Raw genomic sequence first — 18812 nt, forward strand, 5'->3', positions numbered from 1 at the left:
TCTGGAAAGTCCAGCGACACAGGGTGATAGCCCGTAGGCAAACATAAAACGATAGAACTAAGCATACATAGAGTAAGGCGGGACACGAGAAATCCTGTCTGAACATGGGGGGCCCATCCTCCAAGGCTAAATACTCGTTATCGACCGATAGTGAACCAGTACCGTGAGGGAAAGGTGAAAAGAACCCCAGCGAGGGGAGTGAAATAGACCCTGAAACCGTGTGCGTACAAGCAGTGGGAGCATTTGAAGAAATGTGACTGCGTACCTTTTGTATAATGGGTCAGCGACTTACTGGCAGTGGCAAGCTTAACCATCAGGTAGGCCTAGCGAAAGCGAGTCTGAATAGGGCGTTAAGTCGCTGTCAGTAGACCCGAAACCGGGCGATCTAGCCATGAGCAGGATGAAAGTCGGGTAACACCAACTGGAGGTCCGAACCCACGTCTGTTGAAAAAGACGGGGATGACTTGTGGCTAGGAGTGAAAGGCTAATCAAGCTCGGAGATAGCTGGTTCTCCTCGAAAGCTATTTAGGTAGCGCCTTGCGTTTTACTCTCGGGGGTAGAGCACTGTTTGGGCTAGGGGGGCATCTCGCTTTACCAACCCCATGCAAACTTCGAATACCGAGAAGTACCATCGCAGGAGACACACGGCGGGTGCTAACGTCCGTCGTGAAAAGGGAAACAACCCAGACCGCCAGCTAAGGTCCCCAAATGAACGCTCAGTGGGAAACGATGTGGAAAGTCACAGACAGCCAGGAGGTTGGCTTAGAAGCAGCCACCCTTTAAAGAAAGCGTAATAGCTCACTGGTCGAGTCGGTCTGCGCGAAAGATATAACGGGGCTCAAGCGTTCTACCGAAGCTGCGGATGCCGTAAGGCATGGTAGGGGAGCGTTCTGTAAGCCTGTGAAGGTCTGCTGTGAGGCAGACTGGAGGTATCAGAAGTGCGAATGCTGACATAAGTAGCGATCATGCGGGTGAAAAACCCGCACGCCGAAAGTCCAAGGTTTCCTGCGCCACGTTAATCGACGCAGGGTGAGTCGGTCCCTAAGGCGAGGCAGATATGCGTAGCCGATGGAAAACGGGTTAATATTCCCGTACTTTGCTGCACTGCGATGAGGGGACGAAGAAGGCTAAGTCAGCACGCGATTGGTTGTGCGTGTTTAAGGTGGTAGGCAGAATCGGTAGGCAAATCCGCTGGTTTAATGCCGAGAACTGACGACGAGTCTCGTTTCAGAGACGAAGTGACTGATGCCCTGCTTCCAAGAAAAGCCTCTAAGCTTCAGGTGTAGTAGAACCGTACCCCAAACCGACACAGGTGGACAGGGTGAGAATCCCAAGGTGTTTGAGAGAACTCGGGTGAAGGAACTAGGCAAAATAGCACCGTAACTTCGGGAGAAGGTGTACCTTCTGGATGAACCCTGCACAGGGGAAGTCTAAGAAGGTCGCAGTGACCAGGTGGCTGCGACTGTTTATTAAAAACACAGCACTCTGCTAACACGAAAGTGGACGTATAGGGTGTGACGCCTGCCCGGTGCTGGAAGGTTAATTGATGGGGTTAGCGAAAGCGAAGCTCTTGATCGAAGCCCCAGTAAACGGCGGCCGTAACTATAACGGTCCTAAGGTAGCGAAATTCCTTGTCGGGTAAGTTCCGACCTGCACGAATGGCGTAACGATGGCCACACTGTCTCCACCCGAGACTCAGCGAAATTGAATTTGCGGTGAAGATGCCGTATACCCGCGACTAGACGGAAAGACCCCATGAACCTTTACTATAGCTTTACACTGGACTTTGAACCGACTTGTGTAGGATAGGTGGGAGGCTGTGAAACACTCACGCCAGTGCGTGCAGAGCCAACCTTGAAATACCACCCTGGTCTGTTCGGGGTTCTAACTTGATACTGTTACCCAGTATAAGGACCGTGTATGGTGGGTAGTTTGACTGGGGCGGTCTCCTCCCAAAGAGTAACGGAGGAGTGCGAAGGTACCCTCAGCGCGGTCGGAAATCGCGCATTGAGTGCAAAGGCATAAGGGTGCTTGACTGTGAGACTGACAAGTCAAGCAGGTACGAAAGTAGGTCTTAGTGATCCGGTGGTACTTCATGGAAGGGCCATCGCTCAACGGATAAAAGGTACTCTGGGGATAACAGGCTGATTCCTCCCAAGAGTTCACATCGACGGGGGAGTTTGGCACCTCGATGTCGGCTCATCACATCCTGGGGCTGTAGTCGGTCCCAAGGGTATGGCTGTTCGCCATTTAAAGTGGTACGCGAGCTGGGTTTAGAACGTCGTGAGACAGTTCGGTCCCTATCTGTCGTGGGCGTAGGAAATTTGAGAGGAGTTGCTCCTAGTACGAGAGGACCGGAGTGAACGTACCGCTGGTGTACCAGTTGTCATGCCAATGGCACTGCTGGGTAGCTATGTACGGACGGGATAACCGCTGAAAGCATCTAAGCGGGAAGCCTCCCTCAAGATGAGATTTCCCAGACGAAAGTCTCTAAAGGTTCGTTGAAGACGACGACGTAGATAGGCAGGGTGTGGACATGCAGTAATGTATGAAGCTAACCTGTACTAATTGACCGTGCGGCTTGACCATATAACACCCAAGGGTTTGTAGGGTGAGTTTCGCCTAAGTAGTAGGATTGATTTGATAAACCGATTTGCCGTTGCTCAACGAAAACGAAAATAAAAATAAAAAAGCAAGTCGTGTAAAAACCAGTTTTCTTGGCAGTCATAGCCTGTGTGAACCACCCGACCCCATCCCGAACTCGGAAGTGAAACCACAACGCGCCGATGATAGTGTGAGGCCTCCTCATGCGAAAGTAGGTTACCGCCAAGAATTTAAATATATAAGCCCTAGCTAATTAGCTAGGGCTTTTTCTTTGTCTATTATTTTCTTTTATTGTTTTGTATCATTTAAGGCTGTAAAAACTATTTTTTATGACTATTTATATACAGCTTACAAGGCGGAAACCATGACGATCCTAGAACATATTGAAGCACAAGTTCAGCAGCTCAGTCCTTCAGATTTCGCTAAATTTAGGGAGTGGTTTCAAGAGTATGCTTGGCAGCAGTGGGATCGGCAAATTGAACAAGATTCAAAGTCAGGCAAACTTCAAGCCTTAGCTGAAAAAGCATTAGCGGATCACGCGGCTGGTCGGACAAAACCACTTTGACTCATCATACTAACCCTGATTTTTGGTATTGCTATCGACAGTTACCAGAAGAAATCCAGAGACGGGCAGATAAGTCCTACGCATTATTGCGTCAAAATCCACACCATCCTTCACTTCATTTCAAAAAAGTTGGGGCATTTTGGTCTGTACGAGTCACATTAGATTATCATGCCTTAGCTGTTGAGGTGCATGATGGTTATGTGTGGTTTTGGATTGGAACACATGAAGATTACAACAAAATCCTGAATTAACGCATTAAATTGATATTTTTCATGTGAATTTAATGGTTTCATACGCTGTTAAAGTCCGCTCAGGCACTGGTATACCAATTTTTTCAGAGTCGTATAATAATACTTTTTAAATAGGAGAGAATAATGAACAAGAGATATGAAGATTTAGAAGAGTTAATGTCAACAGGTGAAGCGAGAGAAGTGAAGCGAGCGATGGCAGTAAGAATGTCTTTGCTTGGTTTTGTGCGTGCGGAAGCGGCTTTAGCGTGTTGTGTCAGTGTGCAATTTGTGGATAAATGGAAAGCCATTTATTTAGCGTCAGGGGTGGAAGGATTAAAGTTAGCGTATAAAGGCTCGCCAGGGTATTTAAAGCCGCGTGAACGAGAAGATGTGATTAATTGGATACAAGAAAAGAAGACAATAACAATAGAGGAACTAAAGAGATACTTAAAAGAGGAGTATGATGTTTTCTATTCTTCAAATACTTCTTATACTAAATTATTAGAAGAAGCGAATTTAAGTTATAAGAAGACACACAAAGAGAATTCGGCAAAAGATGAGGTAAAAGTAGAAGCTAAAAAAAAAGAGATTAAGGATTTAATAGATAAGGAGCGTGAACAGATAGAAAGTGGAGAGGTAATGTACTGGATGCAAGACGAAAGCCATCAGTTGTGGGGAGATATTTGTGGTTATGTTTGGTCGAAAAAAGGAGAAAGAACGTCAATAAAGATGAGTAATTATCGCACTTCTCAAACGTGGTATGGAGCGGTGAATATTTATACGGGAGAATTTATTTTAGATAGGGCAAAGAAAGCTGATACAAAATATACGATAGACTTTATTAACTGGCTCATTTACAGATATAAAGAAGCCCGTCATGTGATTATTTGGGATGGTGCAAGTTATCATCGTTCTGAAGGTTTAAGAACTTATTTAGAGAAATTAAATGGGGGACTTCCAGAATCAGAATGGAAAGTTCGTTTATTAAGATTTGCGCCCAATGCCCCAGAGCAAAATCCAGTCGAGGATATTTGGCTTCAAGGTAAGAATTGGGTCAGAAAGAATTTTCATCGTCTATCAAGCTTTAAAGAAGTCACTAGTATGTTTGAGACCTTTTTGTCAGGTAAAGTGTTTAAGTTTAATAAAATTAAACAGTATCTTATACCTAATATCTAGCTAGATATTAGAACTTAATTTGTTTTTATATCTCACATAATTTTGGTATAGCATAGATTTATTTGTTTCCGTATAATATGATATATAGTGTGTTATGCTGATAATGTAACCTTGTTTTTTGGCTTTTTGCTGTTGCTTAGGGGCGTTTGTTAGGATAACATGGAATACTATATAAAAACAGCTTAGTTACTAATTGGGCGGACGCAGCTGCGCCGCTCAATAATGGAAATTTAATCCGATTCCGTTTCACTACGCGGCTGATTTCGATTGTTATGAGGAATGGAAAAATGAGTTTTCAAGACTTACAAAATCAACTCCAAGAAATTTTTCGACAAAATAATTTCACTCAAAATGCTAGAAATAGAAACCTTCATGTATCACGGGTTGAGATTGATACTTGTCGTGACGGAACAACTATTTCAATTTCATTCCCTGGATATAAAGCTGTACAAGGCAATGGAACTACTTATGACTACCGTGTAGATATAAATAAAAATAACACAACAGTAGCGTTATCACATACAAATATTATTACTGATATTTTTAATAAAATTACATATGGAGGGATGTCAGCAACTAACTTGAGGGATGTTTTGATTAACTTAGCGATAGATGGCAACATAAACCTACAAAATATTGAGGTTTTTCTGCAATACAACCCAATAGTACCATCAGAACAATTGATAACAAGAGTTAAAAAAGCTCATGGAGAAAAAACTTACAATTCTGACGGAAATTCTTTCGACTTAACACTGGAAGAATTACTAAAATCTATAAAATGGATAGTGCTACAAGAAGATATAAACTATCCAATTTCACAGAATAAACAGGGGCGAAAAATGCCATTTTCAAGATACTTAGAATCTATTTTTATAACTCAGGACAACTCCCATAATTTGGAAGAAGTAATTAGTAGAACATTAGAACATTCAATCCCAAAAGATTGGGTTGAAATGGACTACTCTTTTAAGAAGAGTATAAAATAACATTTAGGTTTTATCATAACTTGTCGCTCAAAGCTGACCCGTTGCTGTTGGTTTTTTTTAGTTTGTTTTATGCCTTGCGGCGGTAACGGTCGGCTTAGTTCGGGCGTTGGGCGGACGCGGCTGCACCTCCCAACAATAGAAATCCAATCCGACTCTACTGCACTACATGGGTAAACTCCTTGTTATACTGTAAAACCATCATTTGAATAAAGAGTGCAGTATGCAATATGATTTTGAATGGGATTCTCAAAAAGCCAAAAGCAACTTTACCAAGCATTGTGTAAGCTTTGAACGTGCAATAACAGTTTTTCGTGATCCCAGCGCAATTTCAATACCTGATGAGGAACATAGCGAAACTGAGGAAAGATGGGTTACTCTCGGCTTGGATAGTTCTGGCAGCGTACTTTTAGTTTGCCATACATTTAAAATGGAAAGTATTGCCCTGTGTAAAATCAGAGTAATTTCAGCAAGAAAGGCTGAAAAATCAGAAATTATGCAATATAACGAGTGAAATCTATGAAAAAAGAATATGATTTTTCAAAAGGGATTAGAGGCAAATTTTATAGCCCTGATGCCCGTTTCAATCTGCCAATTTATCTTGAGCCTGAAATAGCCGAATTCATCGAGAAATTGGCATCACTAAAAAATATGGATACTAGCCAGATGGTTAATGATTTACTAAAAAAAGACAAAGAAATTATTGAGTATGCAAACCATCTGCAAAAACTATAACTTGTCGATCAAAGCCGACCCAGCCAAGTAGGGTATAAATGCTGGGTAGTCCTAGCCAAGTAGTGATATGAATAAAATTATCCCAAATCTAACGATTCGTTGTAATGGTGAATAAAGTGCCAAATTGTTCCGATGTAATTTTCTAATTTTTTAGAGAAAGATAGCGTTTCTCTGACCAGACGAGAAATACGCTGCCTCAGAGTGCAATTAAGACGCTCAACAAGGTTGGTTAAACCTGTTTGTTTGCCAACAGCATGATGGCGTTTACTAGGAAAAACAGATTGATAGGACTGCCAAAAATCAGTATACGAAACAGCACACTGCCGATACACTGGCGGAAGAGATTTCCACAACTTTTGCGCCGCGGCTTCATCTCGTTTACCCACATAAGCTCCTACAATTTCACGGGTTTCTATATCTAAGGCAAGCCATATCCACTGTTTATTTTTCTTGTTTTGGACAAAAGACCACATCTCATCACACTGTAGGGTAAGCCGCCGTTTAGATTTTTTTTTTACATGGACTTCGCGTGGGGTTTGTTCATATTTTTTATTGACGTATCTTTGTAACCAACTGGCTGATACGCCCGTTACCCGACCAATAGCGGCTAAAGACAGCCGTTCAAGAAGCAATTTATCAATCAGTTCTACCGTCGTTTGAGGAATAGGCTGATTGGTGTTCTGCGGATTTTCCACAAACTGACGACCGCAGTCTTTACAGGCATATTTTTGCTTTCCGCTATTAATACTTCCATTCTTTACAATCGCTTGGGATTGGCAACGGGGACATTTCATTCACTTTTCCTCTTTATCTCTATAAAAATGGATATTATACCATTTATCACCACCTAGAGGGGACTACCGCCCGATGTTTGGGGTGGTACTATAGCTAAAATGTCCAACTCTACACCAGCAAGTGCAGTAAATTTTTGGATGAGTCACCCAAATGGCCAAGAATCTATCTTAAATCAAGAAATTACTGAAATTGGTTTTGGTTATAATCGTAGCTATTCAGCTCAAGTTGATTATTGGGTACTATACCAAAATTATGTGAGATATAAAAACAAATTAAGTTTTAATATCTAGCTAGATATTAGGTATAAGATACTGTTTAATTTTATTAAACTTAAACACTTTACCTGACAAAAAGGTCTCAAACATACTAGTGACTTCTTTAAAGCTTGATAGACGATGAAAATTCTTTCTGACCCAATTCTTACCTTGAAGCCAAATATCCTCGACTGGATTTTGCTCTGGGGCATTAGGCGCAAATCTTAATAAACGAACTTTCCATTCTGATTCTGGAAGTCCCCCATTTAATTTCTCTAAATAAGTTCTTAAACCTTCAGAACGATGATAACTTGCACCATCCCAAATAATCACATGACGGGCTTCTTTATATCTGTAAATGAGCCAGTTAATAAAGTCTATCGTATATTTTGTATCAGCTTTCTTTGCCCTATCTAAAATAAATTCTCCCGTATAAATATTCACCGCTCCATACCACGTTTGAGACGTGCGATAATTACTCATCTTTATTGACGTTCTTTCTCCTTTTTTCGACCAAATATAACCACAAATATCTCCCCACAACTGATGGCTTTCGTCTTGCATCCAGTACATTACCTCTCCACTTTCTATCTGTTCACGCTCCTTATCTATTAAATCCTTAATCTCTTTTTTTTAGCTTCTACTTTTACCTCATCTTTTGCCGAATTCTCTTTGTGTGTCTTCTTATAACTTAAATTCGCTTCTTCTAATAATTTAGTATAAGAAGTATTTGAAGAATAGAAAACACCATACTCCTCTTTTAAGTATCTCTTTAGCTCCTCCATTGTTATTGTCTTCTTTTCTTGTATCCAATTAATAACCGCTTCTCGTTCACGCGGCTTTAAATACCCTGGCGAGCCTTTATACGCTAACTTTAATCCTTCCACCCCTGACGCTAAATAAATGGCTTTCCATTTATCCACAAATTGCACACTGACACAGCACGCTAAAGCCACTTCCGCACGCACAAAACCAAGCAAAGACATTCTTACTGCCATCGCTCGCTTCACTTCTCTCGCTTCACCTGTTGACATTAACTTTTCCAAATCTTCATATCTTTTGTTCATTATTCTCTCCTATTTGAAAAGTATTATCATACGACTCTGAAAAAATTGGTACAGCAGAAAAGCAGGTGATTTACAATAAAAATAACCCTCAAAGTGTAGTAGAGGAGTATTTTTTAAAGGAGTTAATCAAAAGAAATCAAAAAACAAATCATATTCAATCTTTTCAATATTTTATCGAATTTTGCAAACAAATAAGAGCAAAAATAACGCAGTAAAAATGACTATACTAAAATTAAATCACTCATAAAATTTTCTTGTCAGAATTCAGAATTTACAGATAAATTATTCGTTTTCGCATAATCATCAAGAATAGCAAAGCCTAACCCCTCATCAAATACATCTCGAAAATCCATGCTCAAACGCCGTGGTAATGTTTGCAAACCAAACGCACTTATCGCCCCAAAGTAAACTGCACTTTAACGAACATACTGAATTTTAAATCAGGGATATTTTCGGATAAATTCAAACGCATACGAAAATTAGGTGACTGAATATCGGAAGGCAGACAAATTCACCCTGTCAGATCAGATTTCTCTCGTTTCCGATAAAAAGTCCGCTCTTGTAATCCTAATTGTTGGGCTAATTCTTTTAACGTCCCAGAAAAATTAGCTTCTGCCCAGATTAAATATTTTTTTTCTACCTCAGCCAAAGGCAATAAAGGCGTATTAAAATAGGGAATAGATTTAACGTCTAAATCCAAGGCATTTATATCCGTATTTAAATCAGGATTTAAATGATGTGGAAAAATATCAGACCCATCGACTAATAAACTGGCACGTTCTAATAAATTACGCAATTCACGAATATTTCCCTCAAAAGGATAATGTTGCAAAAACGTCAAACTGCTTTCATGTAATTTCAAAGTGCGATGGGGGGCAATTCGCTTTAATAACGATTCGCATAATAAAGGAATATCTTCGCGTCGGGTTCTTAATGGGGGCAGAACGATAGGAAACACATTAATTCTATAGTACAAATCTTGTCTAAACGTGCCTGCTTGTACCATATTAGCCAGTGGTTTGTGAGTGGCACAAATTAAGCGAAAATTTGCTTTTTGTGGCTCAATGCTGCCTACTCGTCGATAAATCCCTGTTTCTAATAAACGCAGTAATTTAACTTGTAAATTCAATGGGACATCGCCAATTTCATCTAAAAATAATGTGCCATCATGCGCATATTCTACCAAGCCTAATTTGCGTTGATACGCGCCTGTAAACGCTCCCTTTTCATGTCCAAACAATTCACTTTCAAATAAAGTCTCAGATAAACCAGAGCAATCTACTGGCACAAATTGCCCTTTGGCGTAAGCACTTTCTTTATGAATTGCTTGTGCAATCAAGTCTTTACCCGTCCCAGATTCTCCCAATAAAAGCACCGTCGCATCACTGCCAGCTACCCGCGAAATCAGGGCTAATACTTGATTAAATGCAGCACTACGCCCGACCAATCCCTCATCCATTGCGTCAGAACTGGCAATTTTAAGGGTATGTAAAACTTCTAATAAATAAACAATATCGCCCTTAACATTGCGAATGGGTAAAGTTTGGATGTTAACATGACTTTCTCCATGACGAGTATAGTGAGTATGTAAAACACGATGTGCTTCTCCCGTCTCCAGCGTGGCTTTAAGCGGGCAATTTTCTCCTTCTTGGTCACAGGGAGCGCGGTAATGATGTGAAGCCGCATAACAATAAGTTTTTTCAGAAAAAAATTGACCATAACAAGCCTGATAAGCCGCATTAGTCGCCAAAATTTCATAATGTGGACTGAGCAGCGCAGCGGGAACGGGATAGTATTGTAAAAATTGTAAGGCTTCAAGATGGGGTTTAACTGTCATTTTTGTCATGCTTAAATTATCGTGTTTATGTTATTTTTGACAGTTTAAACCAAAAGCCTAATTTTACGCAAATTAATTTTTATCAATATAAACAATATATTAGCGTTTTATAAAAAGTCGGCATTGCTTTTGCCAAAGGGAAGAGGTGTATTTTAAATGAAACCTGCATCAAGCATCTAAAGGAGGTGAACATGCAAAAACGTTTTTTAAGCCCCTTACAACGGGAAATTATTGCTATTTTAGCAATTAAATTATTGATTTTATACATTTTAAAACAGTGTTTCTTTAGCGAACCTGTCGCACAACATTGGACGGTGCCAGATATGGATACAATATTTTTTTCCCCAAGCACACACCTTGAGTAGGATAGCGCATAATGGATAGTGTTGTAGAACTTTCAAGATTACAATTTGCAATCACCGCAATGTATCATTTTTTGTTTGTCCCTTTAACATTAGGTTTATCATTCCTAATGGCCATTATGGAATCGGTTTATGTCATTACGAATAAACAGATTTATAAAGACATGACGCAATTTTGGGGAAAATTATTTGCCATTAACTTTGCATTAGGCGTAACGACAGGAATTACTTTAGAGTTTCAATTCGGCACCAATTGGGCTTATTATTCGCATTATGTGGGCGATATATTTGGCGCACCTTTAGCCATTGAAGGTTTAATGGCTTTCTTCTTAGAATCCACTTTTATTGGTCTGTTTTTCTTTGGCTGGGATAAATTGAGCAAACGACAACATTTAATGGTGACTTGGTTAGTGGCCATTGGTTCTAATTTGTCGGCATTATGGATTTTAATTGCCAATGGTTGGATGCAAAACCCTATCGGCGCGGAATTCAGTTACGAAACCATGCGCATGGAAATGGTGAGTTTTAGTGAAATTATTTTTAATCCTGTCGCTCAAGTTAAATTTGTGCATACCGTCGCGGCGGGTTATGTGACGGGTTCTGTATTCGTATTGGCGATTAGTGCGTATTATTTGTTAAAAGGGCGTGATGTGGAATTTGCGCGACGCTCTTTTGCGGTGGCATCGGGTTTTGGTTTAGCGGCTATTTTATCGGTGATTGTGTTGGGAGATGAAAGCGGTTATACAGCGGGAGAAGTACAAAAAGTGAAGCTCGCCGCCATCGAAGCCGAATGGGAAACGGAAGAAGCCCCCGCCGCGTTTACCCTGTTCGGTTTTCCCAATCAGGAAACACAACATACTGATTATGCAGTTAAAATTCCTTATGTCATGGGTATTATTGCCACGCGCTCTTTTGATGAAGAAGTGAAAGGCATTAAAGATTTAATTGTGGAAAATGAAGCGCGAATTAAGCGCGGTATGGTGGCTTATTCTTTATTCCAATCTTTACGCGAACAGCTAAAAGCAGGGCAAATTCAAGAAGATACCAAAGCAGAATTTGAGAAATATAAAGCGGATTTGGGTTATGGCTTATTATTGAAAAAATACACTTCTGAAGTGGTGAATGCCACGCCAGAGCAAATTCGTCAAGCCGCTTTAGATACTATTCCGCGAGTTGCGCCTTTATTCTGGGCGTTTCGTATTATGGTTGGGGCGGGATTTACCATGTTACTTTTATTTGCGTTGGCCGTTTATTTCACCGCACAACGTACTCTGACACAACCGAATCGCCGTTGGTTTTTGTGGTTTGCTTTGTTGTGCTTGCCGTTGCCGTGGATAGCTTCAGAAATGGGTTGGGTGGTGGCGGAATACGGAAGACAGCCGTGGTCAATCGCTGAAATTTTACCCACTCACTTGAGTGTTTCAACTCGTTCATTGAATGACTTGTATTTTAGTTTAAGTGGGTTTATTGGATTTTATACCTTGTTGTTTTTTGTGGAAATGTTTTTGATGATCAAATATGCCCGCCTCGGCCCTAGCAGTCTGGGGACAAGCCGTTATCATTTTGAACAAACTCACGTAGAACATGCAACACTCAAAGGGTAATTCATTATGTTGGATTATGAAACATTAAAACTGATTTGGTGGTTATTTGTGGGTATTCTGCTCATCGGTTTTGCGATTACAGATGGTTTTGATATGGGCGTGGGGACTTTGCTGCCTTTTGTCGCACGCGATGACATGGAACGGCGTATTGTGATTAATAGTGTGGGCGCGACTTGGGAAGGCAATCAGGTTTGGTTCATTACGGCAGGCGGGGCGATTTTTGCCGCGTTGCCTATCGTCTATGCGGTTGCTTTTTCAGGCTTTTATATTGCGTTATTGCTGGTTTTATTTGCGTTATTTTTACGTCCTGTGGGCTTTGATTATCGCAGTAAAATTAAACATCCGTATTGGCGTTCTACATGGGATTGGGGTTTATTTATTGGTGGAACAGTGCCTGCGATTGTATTTGGTATTGCGTTTGGGAACTTATTACAAGGCGTGCCATTTTATTTTGATGAGGATTTGCGGGCATTTTATACGGGCAGTTTTTGGCAATTGCTGAATCCTTTTGGTTTATTAGCGGGCGTGGTGAGTCTTTCTATGTTGGTGATGCACGGGGCGATTTATTTGCAAATTCGCACAGTGGGAGAGATTTATGCGCGGAGTCAGCGGGCAGTGTGGTTATTTGGAGGCTTATTTTTGGGCAGTTTTGCGTTGGCGGGAGTGTGGTTGGTGTGGGGAATTGAGGGCTATCAGGTGTTGACCATGCCCGCTACGGACGCGCTTCCCAATCCCTTAGCCAAAACAGTTGTAAAACAAGCAGGCGCGTGGCTCACCAATTACGAACGTTATCCTTTGACCGTTTTAGCTCCTGTGAGTGCTTTTTTAGGCGCGGGATTGGCGATGTGGTTTTCTTGGATGCAGCATTTAAAATTGGCTTTTATCAGCAGTAGCATGATGTTATCGGGGGTTATTTTGACGGCGGGTTGTGCGATGTTTCCTTTTATCATGCCCTCCAGTGCCAATCCTGATCACAGTTTAATCATTTGGGATTCTGCATCGAGTCATTTAACTTTGACCATTATGTTTTATGCGACGGTGATTTTTTTACCCTTGATTATTTTTTACACCAGTTGGGTTTATCGGGTGTTGCGTGGCAAAATCACCGCACAACATATTGAAGCACATCAACATTCTGCGTATTAATGGGAGTTTAACATGTGGTATTTTGCATGGATGTTAGGGACAGCTTTGGCGTGTTCATTGGGGATTATCAATGTGTTGTGGTTAGAAGCCCAAGACAGTGCAGAGACAGAAGAAAATAAATAATTTCGCTTAAAAAGGAAAAATAAAGTGATTTGCAATGATTTTGCAAAAAATATTTATTTTTCCTTCCTGTTATTAACAGCTTATATTTGGAGAATTATCATATTGACAGAAAAAAATGCGGCGGGTTCAGGTTATTCTTGTTGTGGTGGTCGCGGACATCACGGACATCACGGACATCATGGAATGTGTGGTTCAATTGCGCTACAAGGTGGTGATTTGTTGGAGGCAGATAAGCACAGTATTTTGTATTTGCATGAAGAAGAAAAGTTGGCACGAGACGTTTATTTGTCTTTAGCTCGGCATTGGGATTCGTTGATTCATCAACATGTTTCTGAATCAGAACAACGACATATCGACAGAATTGGTGATTTAATCACGGTTTATCACTTGGATGATTTGCTGTCAGCCGATGTGGGGGTATTTAGAAATACTGACCTGCAAAAATTGTACGACGAATTGGTGGCGCGTGGACAAAAAACTGCCCATGATGCGTTATTGGTGGGTGCGTGGGTGGAAGAGGCGGATATTCAGGATTTGCAGCAGGCTTTAACGAAGACAAAAAACCCTGATTTAATAAATACTTATGAGCATTTATTACAGGCTTCATACCGTCATTTAAATTTATTTGTGCGCACGTGGATGGCGCAATCTGAAATGTTTTACACTGCGCAAATTTTGCCCCAAGCCACCGTAGATGCCATTTTGGGAGCGGGGCAAGTATGTCAAATTTAGCATATCTTTGATTATTATAGTAAAATGATGCGTTTTGACAACTAACGTACAGGTAAAGTAAAACAATATGACTCAGCATAATACTGTTTCTGTGGACGACCCAGTTAATCGTTTACAGCATTTTCCGGTGACTTTTTTTGCGGTGGTGATGGGGCTTTCGGGCTTGGCGATTTCGTATCAAAAAGCCCACGAGGTATTGGGTTTGCCGCATTGGATAGGGATGGGTTTGGCGTATTTGGTTTTGATTTTATTTGCGGTTATTTCGCTTATTTATGGGTTAAAAATGGTCAAATATCCTGCCGAAGTGCGCGGTGAATTTACCCATCCCATTCGCCTTAATTTTTTCGCGGCCATTAGCATTTCTATGTTACTGATCGCCGTTATTTATCATTCAATTCAAGCGAGTATGGCCATTTACGCATGGTATGCGGGTGCGATTTTGCATTTATTTTTAACGCTCTATGTCTTGAGTTTTTGGATTAATCATAATGTAGAAATTCATCATTCTAATCCCGCTTGGTTTATTCCCATTGTGGGTAATGTGATTATCCCTGTGGCAGGAATTCATTATGTACCAACGGAAATTGTGTTTTTTTTCTTTTCCATTGGTCTATTTTTCTGGTTGGTTTTATTTACATTAATTTTTTATCGCATTATTTTTCATCATCAATTAGTGGAAAAATTTATGCCGACTTTGTTTATTTTCATTGCTCCGCCCGCGATTGGATTTGTGGCTTATGTCAAAATGGTGGGGCAATTGGATTTAACAGGACAGCTTTTATATAACGTGGGTTTATTTTTTACCTTATTATTATTTTTTATGTATAAGAATTTTACCCGTTTAAAATTCTTTATTTCATGGTGGGCGTTTACTTTTCCGATGGCGGCGATGACTATTGCAACAATCGTGCGTTATCAATTGACACAACAGCCTTTTTTTGAGTTTCTTTCTTACATTTTATTAATCCTAAGCACGCTCATTATTACCACGGTGGCTGTGCGTACCATTCAGCATATTATTAAGGGGGAAATTTGCGTGGTAGAAAAGTGAGTGATTACCGCTTTCCAACATAAAAAATAATTCTGCTTATCGTCCTTGTGCCAAGTCATCACTTGGCACTTTTTTTTAATGCGTTATTCGCTCTACAATAGGCTCTGCCCAATCTCCTGTAATTTGATAATGATACTGAATGGTTTTATCAATTTGTTCTTGTAATAAACGCTGCACAATTAATGTCACTGCTCCCGCCGTTAATCCACCTGCAATAATGCCTGCAATCGGTAAAGTATTGCTAATATGTGGAGTCACCGTGGCAATTTGTTGATAAGTTTTATGTAAAAAATTTGTTTTGCCTGTAATTAACACACGAGCCGCTGAAGATTGCACAATTAAATTATCCGTTTTTGCATAACCGTCAAGAATGGCAAAATCGCCCGCAATAATCGCAAAACCTAATCCCTCATCAAAAACATCTCTAAAATCCATGCTTAAACGCCGCGGTAAGGCTTGCAAATCAAATAAACTCATCATTCTCCCCACCGTACCGGGGTTAAGCGCGACCAAATGCCCTTCAGTTAATAATAAACTCAGCGTTCCCACCACTTTATTTAAACGAAATGCACTTGGATTGCCCGGCCAAATTAAGTCTAATAACCATTCTAAACGCCCATCTGCAATCGGTGGATGCGTGACATTTAATTGCTGCAAACCTAAACCCATATTATCACTAATTCCTGATAATATTAACGTGCTGCGTTGTTGATCTTTTTCTCCCTGCCAATGGCCACGTGCCACCACGGTTAAATAATCATTATCAATTGCCGCATGATAATGCAGATCAGTGGGAGAATCATGTTGTGCTTTTAAGGTCAAATGTCCAAAACGATATTGATCCACAATAAAATCAGCAATTGCTATTTCCATCTCAGGCATTTGCGCAGGTTCTAATTGAATGATGGTCTTTTCTTTTTTTTGTTTTTCTTGATCAATAAAAGGCGTTATATGCAGTTTTTTTAACTTAGCCATTACAGTATGATCGGGGTGATAATTAATGTCACCTTTAATGCCTGTGCTGTCTATTTGTAATTGCCAGTGATGATTTTGATGTTGCAATTCTAATTGTACGGGAGATAAATGTAAAACGGTTAATGGCACATGATCAATCGCAATATCCAATTGTAAAGCGGGGAGTGAAAAGGAATCCTTTTGTCCACTACGAAATTTTGCTACTATTTTATACCAAGCCATCGGATCAAATTCTTTTAAATGCCCATGAATCATCCAGCCTTCTACAGGTAATTGAACGGTGGAAATCGTTTGATTTATTGCAGCCGATCCCAGTTGTAATAAGGCTTTGATAGGTTTGTTTTTATCCAATTGTAAAAATAAGGCTAAATTATCGTTATCATTTAATGAAAATAACACGGGAGAATCGGTGAATGATTCAGGTAATGTTGCTTCTATGGTTAAATGACGTACTTCCTGTTTATTTTTACCGAATGGCGCAGGTAATAAAATCGCTAATCCTTTTAAATCGCTGTTAAATTGCAATTGGGTATTAGCCTGATGGGTTGAGCGTTGCTTGCGATTGGGAATGGAAACGTGTAATTGCCAAGCCATTTCCCCCGCTAAATAATCGGATAAATTCAGTGAATTGAATGCCGGCGCAAAATGCTGCCGTTGCCGTTCTAAAAATGCCACATCGGCTTGACCTGATAAAGTCACTTTCACGGGAGCTTTAGCATCATTTAAAGCCGATATTAACTGCACTGTCACGGCTTTTTTTGCCCATTGTCCTTGTAATTGGGCTTGTAACTGTTCGCTGTCAAATTTTACTGATCCCATTAATTGCTCTAATTGTAGATTTAATTTGGAATCGTATAATTCTACATTTTTAAATTCAATTTCTCCTTTTACCTCGCTTTCCTGTTTCTTATCTAATGGAATCATTAAATCTAATGCTAATCCCATTTTACCGGTCATTTTGGGTAAATCTTGATCGGGATTAATCACCTTTCTCACAGGACTAACACGAATAAAATCAATACCTTCAGCCATATCACTTTCGACATGTGCTTGTACAGTTAAAATAGGTGAATCTGCTGATAAATCAGGAATAATGGCTTTAACATAAGGCGAATGACTGCGTTGCAATAAATCTGTCTTTTGCGCATTCACTTGTAAAGTTTTACCTTGTATTTGAATGTCTGCATTAATATTTTTTAACGCAGGCCAATTGGGATGATAATGCAATTGACCTTCGGTAATTTTACCTTGTGCATTAAATCCTGCTTTTTCGGCAGAAAACCAATCTTCCATTAAGCCTGTGAAATCAATTTGAATCTCATTGAGATAACCACCTGTTAAAGCAGATTTTAACCAACGAGCCGTGTGCGGAATGGCTTGTTCTGGAATGTAACGATGTATTTGAATTAAAGGCAGTTGTGGAATGGACAACGATAATTGACTGCTGATTTTTTCTTTTATTAACGCCAATTCTCCTTGTAATAAAACAGGATATTGATTGTCCAAATAAGTTTGTAAATGAAGCTGAGAAATGCGCCAATCTTTGGCGTTTAATTTCTGCCAACGAAAGCGACCATTTAAACGTTTTAATGTGATGGTTTCTTGATATAATGCAAGCGGCTGCCAATGTACATCGCTGTGTCGTAATTGCAATTCTCCATGATGGGGATTCAATTCGATGTGGGCATTTAAATTATCTAGGGCTGGCCATTGTGCAGTGGCTTGATTGGCAATCTGTTGCAAATCAAAATGCAATGACCAATCTTTAGGCGATTGATAGCTTAAAATAATTTGTTGTAAATGCCCTTGCGTGTGGAGTAAATAATTTAATAATTGATCCTCTATTTGATCTTTGGCAAAAAAATTTAATCCCGTCACTAAAGAAGACACAGGAACAGACGGAATAGTCACCGTAAAAGCATCTGTAATAACTTGATGGGGTTCAATGTAAACGTTAAACCCGGCTGGCTGTAAACGCGACTTTTTCGCTGATTCTGTCGCACGCCAGTGGAGAGAGAATAACGGTATCACTGCCCCTTGTTGCTGTTCTACTGACCAAAGGTGAATTTGATCCACGTTTAATTCTAGCGGTTGCTGTTGTAACCATGTCAGCCAAGTGGGATTGTCACTGGCGTGGTCGGAGGGGAAAAATGGGAAAACACCATAGTGATTTTCCCATTGAAACAAGGTTAGTTGCTGTATATCAAGCTGAATTTTGCTTAACTGCATGGTTTTACTGCGTAAACTGTGCAAAAGATCAATTTGCACCTGCGCTTGTTTAACATGCAGATCAGTGGCTTGAGTCGTGGGCGTGGGAAAACGCACCTCACGCATTTGCAGCGTCAGGTGGTGATTGATGAAGGTAAGATGGATGGTTTCAAAACGGATAGGATGTTGTAATTGTTGACTTAATATTTTTTCAATTTCATCACGCAAAATCGGAGAATAATAAGGGTAAGTCAGAATCAATAAACCCAATAAAAAAACAACCAATAACCCATTCACCAAAATGCTAATAAAAATTAAACGTAATAGCTTAATCAAGGTGACAACAGTGAATTATTTACGGCAAA

General features: G+C 40.2%; 18 protein-coding genes and 2 rRNA genes. 15 read left to right on the forward strand and 5 right to left on the reverse strand.

Translation table 11 applies throughout. The features are described from left to right. The 8 genes from TPSD3_RS05130 to TPSD3_RS05165 form a co-directional block, all read left to right on the forward strand. A 23S ribosomal RNA gene (locus TPSD3_RS05130) occupies window positions 1-2589 on the forward strand; the annotation flags it as partial. Window positions 2590-2716: 127 nt separating this feature from the next. Beyond that, window positions 2717-2832: ribosomal RNA gene (gene rrf / locus TPSD3_RS05135) — 5S ribosomal RNA — on the forward strand. Between the two features lie 43 nt (window positions 2833-2875). Next, entirely contained in the window at window positions 2876-3169 is a 294-nt protein-coding gene (locus TPSD3_RS05140; RefSeq protein WP_217884389.1) for a hypothetical protein, read from the forward strand. Continuing rightward, window positions 3166-3420, forward strand: a complete 255-nt coding sequence (locus TPSD3_RS18310; RefSeq protein WP_086487519.1) for a ParE family toxin-like protein — start codon at window positions 3166-3168, stop codon at window positions 3418-3420. Before TPSD3_RS05140 ends, TPSD3_RS18310 begins: the two co-directional genes overlap by 4 nt. Before the next feature lie 123 nt (window positions 3421-3543). Then, window positions 3544-4575: an IS630 family transposase gene (locus TPSD3_RS05150; RefSeq protein ID WP_086486662.1), complete on the forward strand. Its 1032-nt coding sequence runs from the start codon at window positions 3544-3546 to the stop codon at window positions 4573-4575. Between the two features lie 287 nt (window positions 4576-4862). Beyond that, complete coding sequence (locus tag TPSD3_RS05155; protein ID WP_086487520.1) at window positions 4863-5561, forward strand: hypothetical protein; 699 nt, start codon at window positions 4863-4865, stop codon at window positions 5559-5561. A gap of 220 nt (window positions 5562-5781) precedes the next feature. Then, the gene (locus TPSD3_RS05160) at window positions 5782-6072 is read left to right on the forward strand and encodes a BrnT family toxin (protein ID WP_086487521.1); all 291 of its coding nucleotides are present in this window, start codon (window positions 5782-5784) and stop codon (window positions 6070-6072) included. A 5-nt stretch (window positions 6073-6077) separates the two neighbouring features. Beyond that, window positions 6078-6293 carry a hypothetical protein gene (locus TPSD3_RS05165; RefSeq protein ID WP_086487522.1) on the forward strand — a complete coding sequence of 72 codons (216 nt, stop codon included), beginning with the start codon at window positions 6078-6080 and terminating at the stop codon, window positions 6291-6293. Window positions 6294-6370: 77 nt separating this feature from the next. Here the strand turns inward: TPSD3_RS05165 and TPSD3_RS05170 are convergent, their stop codons facing one another. Further along, on the reverse strand, window positions 6371-7087 hold the full coding sequence (locus TPSD3_RS05170; RefSeq protein ID WP_086487523.1) for an IS1 family transposase: 717 nt from the start codon (window positions 7085-7087) through the stop codon (window positions 6371-6373). 99 nt (window positions 7088-7186) lie between these two features. On the opposite strand from TPSD3_RS05170, the gene TPSD3_RS18315 reads away from it, so the two are divergent. Further along, the gene (locus TPSD3_RS18315; RefSeq protein ID WP_425353085.1) at window positions 7187-7378 is read left to right on the forward strand and encodes a CAP domain-containing protein; all 192 of its coding nucleotides are present in this window, start codon (window positions 7187-7189) and stop codon (window positions 7376-7378) included. Here TPSD3_RS18315 and TPSD3_RS05175 read toward each other — a convergent pair whose 3' ends face one another. The 3 genes from TPSD3_RS05175 to TPSD3_RS05185 all read right to left on the reverse strand — a co-directional run bounded on the left by TPSD3_RS05175 (window position 7379) and on the right by TPSD3_RS05185 (window position 10255). After that, window positions 7379-7906 carry a transposase gene (locus TPSD3_RS05175; RefSeq protein WP_176329741.1) on the reverse strand — a complete coding sequence of 176 codons (528 nt, stop codon included), beginning with the start codon at window positions 7904-7906 and terminating at the stop codon, window positions 7379-7381. A 47-nt stretch (window positions 7907-7953) separates the two neighbouring features. Then, window positions 7954-8409 carry a helix-turn-helix domain-containing protein gene (locus TPSD3_RS05180; protein ID WP_086487525.1) on the reverse strand — a complete coding sequence of 152 codons (456 nt, stop codon included), beginning with the start codon at window positions 8407-8409 and terminating at the stop codon, window positions 7954-7956. Between the two features lie 511 nt (window positions 8410-8920). Next, complete coding sequence (locus tag TPSD3_RS05185) at window positions 8921-10255, reverse strand: sigma-54 interaction domain-containing protein (RefSeq protein ID WP_245391526.1); 1335 nt, start codon at window positions 10253-10255, stop codon at window positions 8921-8923. Window positions 10256-10437: 182 nt separating this feature from the next. Between TPSD3_RS05185 and cydP the strand changes: the two genes are divergently transcribed. From cydP to TPSD3_RS05210, 6 genes are all read left to right on the forward strand, one after another. Further along, entirely contained in the window at window positions 10438-10611 is a 174-nt protein-coding gene (cydP, locus tag TPSD3_RS17465; protein WP_176329742.1) for a cytochrome oxidase putative small subunit CydP, read from the forward strand. An 11-nt stretch (window positions 10612-10622) separates the two neighbouring features. Further along, window positions 10623-12212 carry a cytochrome ubiquinol oxidase subunit I gene (locus TPSD3_RS05190; protein WP_086487526.1) on the forward strand — a complete coding sequence of 530 codons (1590 nt, stop codon included), beginning with the start codon at window positions 10623-10625 and terminating at the stop codon, window positions 12210-12212. 6 nt (window positions 12213-12218) lie between these two features. Continuing rightward, window positions 12219-13358: a cytochrome d ubiquinol oxidase subunit II gene (cydB, locus tag TPSD3_RS05195; RefSeq protein WP_176329743.1), complete on the forward strand. Its 1140-nt coding sequence runs from the start codon at window positions 12219-12221 to the stop codon at window positions 13356-13358. 12 nt (window positions 13359-13370) lie between these two features. Then, on the forward strand, window positions 13371-13481 hold the full coding sequence (cydX, locus tag TPSD3_RS05200; protein ID WP_086487528.1) for a cytochrome bd-I oxidase subunit CydX: 111 nt from the start codon (window positions 13371-13373) through the stop codon (window positions 13479-13481). Window positions 13482-13583: 102 nt separating this feature from the next. Continuing rightward, window positions 13584-14213 carry a DUF2202 domain-containing protein gene (locus tag TPSD3_RS05205; RefSeq protein WP_140048486.1) on the forward strand — a complete coding sequence of 210 codons (630 nt, stop codon included), beginning with the start codon at window positions 13584-13586 and terminating at the stop codon, window positions 14211-14213. A gap of 67 nt (window positions 14214-14280) precedes the next feature. Then, window positions 14281-15264 (forward strand): SLAC1 anion channel family protein, encoded by a 984-nt coding sequence (locus tag TPSD3_RS05210; protein ID WP_086487530.1) that lies wholly within the window; start codon window positions 14281-14283, stop codon window positions 15262-15264. A gap of 75 nt (window positions 15265-15339) precedes the next feature. Here the strand turns inward: TPSD3_RS05210 and TPSD3_RS05215 are convergent, their stop codons facing one another. Further along, window positions 15340-18783, reverse strand: coding sequence for a YhdP family phospholipid transporter (locus TPSD3_RS05215; RefSeq protein ID WP_086487531.1), 3444 nt, complete (start codon window positions 18781-18783; stop codon window positions 15340-15342). Window positions 18784-18812 lie beyond the last annotated feature (29 nt).

Origin of the sequence: Thioflexithrix psekupsensis (assembly GCF_002149925.1) — a bacterium.
Classification (GTDB): domain Bacteria; phylum Pseudomonadota; class Gammaproteobacteria; order Beggiatoales; family Beggiatoaceae; genus Thioflexithrix; species Thioflexithrix psekupsensis.

Excerpts from the sequence above, each read along its gene's own strand:
- TPSD3_RS05150 (WP_086486662.1), top strand. The coding sequence starts at position 3,544 with ATGAACAAGAGATATGAAGATTTAGAAGAGTTAATGTCAACAGGTGAA.
- TPSD3_RS05155 (WP_086487520.1), top strand. The coding sequence starts at position 4,863 with ATGAGTTTTCAAGACTTACAAAATCAACTCCAAGAAATTTTTCGACAA.
- TPSD3_RS05160 (WP_086487521.1), top strand. The coding sequence starts at position 5,782 with ATGCAATATGATTTTGAATGGGATTCTCAAAAAGCCAAAAGCAACTTT.
- TPSD3_RS05165 (WP_086487522.1), top strand. The coding sequence starts at position 6,078 with ATGAAAAAAGAATATGATTTTTCAAAAGGGATTAGAGGCAAATTTTAT.
- TPSD3_RS05170 (WP_086487523.1), bottom strand. The coding sequence starts at position 7,087 with ATGAAATGTCCCCGTTGCCAATCCCAAGCGATTGTAAAGAATGGAAGT.
- TPSD3_RS18315 (WP_425353085.1), top strand. The coding sequence starts at position 7,187 with ATGTCCAACTCTACACCAGCAAGTGCAGTAAATTTTTGGATGAGTCAC.
- TPSD3_RS05175 (WP_176329741.1), bottom strand. The coding sequence starts at position 7,906 with ATGCAAGACGAAAGCCATCAGTTGTGGGGAGATATTTGTGGTTATATT.
- TPSD3_RS05180 (WP_086487525.1), bottom strand. The coding sequence starts at position 8,409 with ATGAACAAAAGATATGAAGATTTGGAAAAGTTAATGTCAACAGGTGAA.
- TPSD3_RS05185 (WP_245391526.1), bottom strand. The coding sequence starts at position 10,255 with ATGACAAAAATGACAGTTAAACCCCATCTTGAAGCCTTACAATTTTTA.
- cydP (WP_176329742.1), top strand. The coding sequence starts at position 10,438 with ATGCAAAAACGTTTTTTAAGCCCCTTACAACGGGAAATTATTGCTATT.
- TPSD3_RS05190 (WP_086487526.1), top strand. The coding sequence starts at position 10,623 with ATGGATAGTGTTGTAGAACTTTCAAGATTACAATTTGCAATCACCGCA.
- cydB (WP_176329743.1), top strand. The coding sequence starts at position 12,219 with ATGTTGGATTATGAAACATTAAAACTGATTTGGTGGTTATTTGTGGGT.
- cydX (WP_086487528.1), top strand. The coding sequence starts at position 13,371 with ATGTGGTATTTTGCATGGATGTTAGGGACAGCTTTGGCGTGTTCATTG.
- TPSD3_RS05210 (WP_086487530.1), top strand. The coding sequence starts at position 14,281 with ATGACTCAGCATAATACTGTTTCTGTGGACGACCCAGTTAATCGTTTA.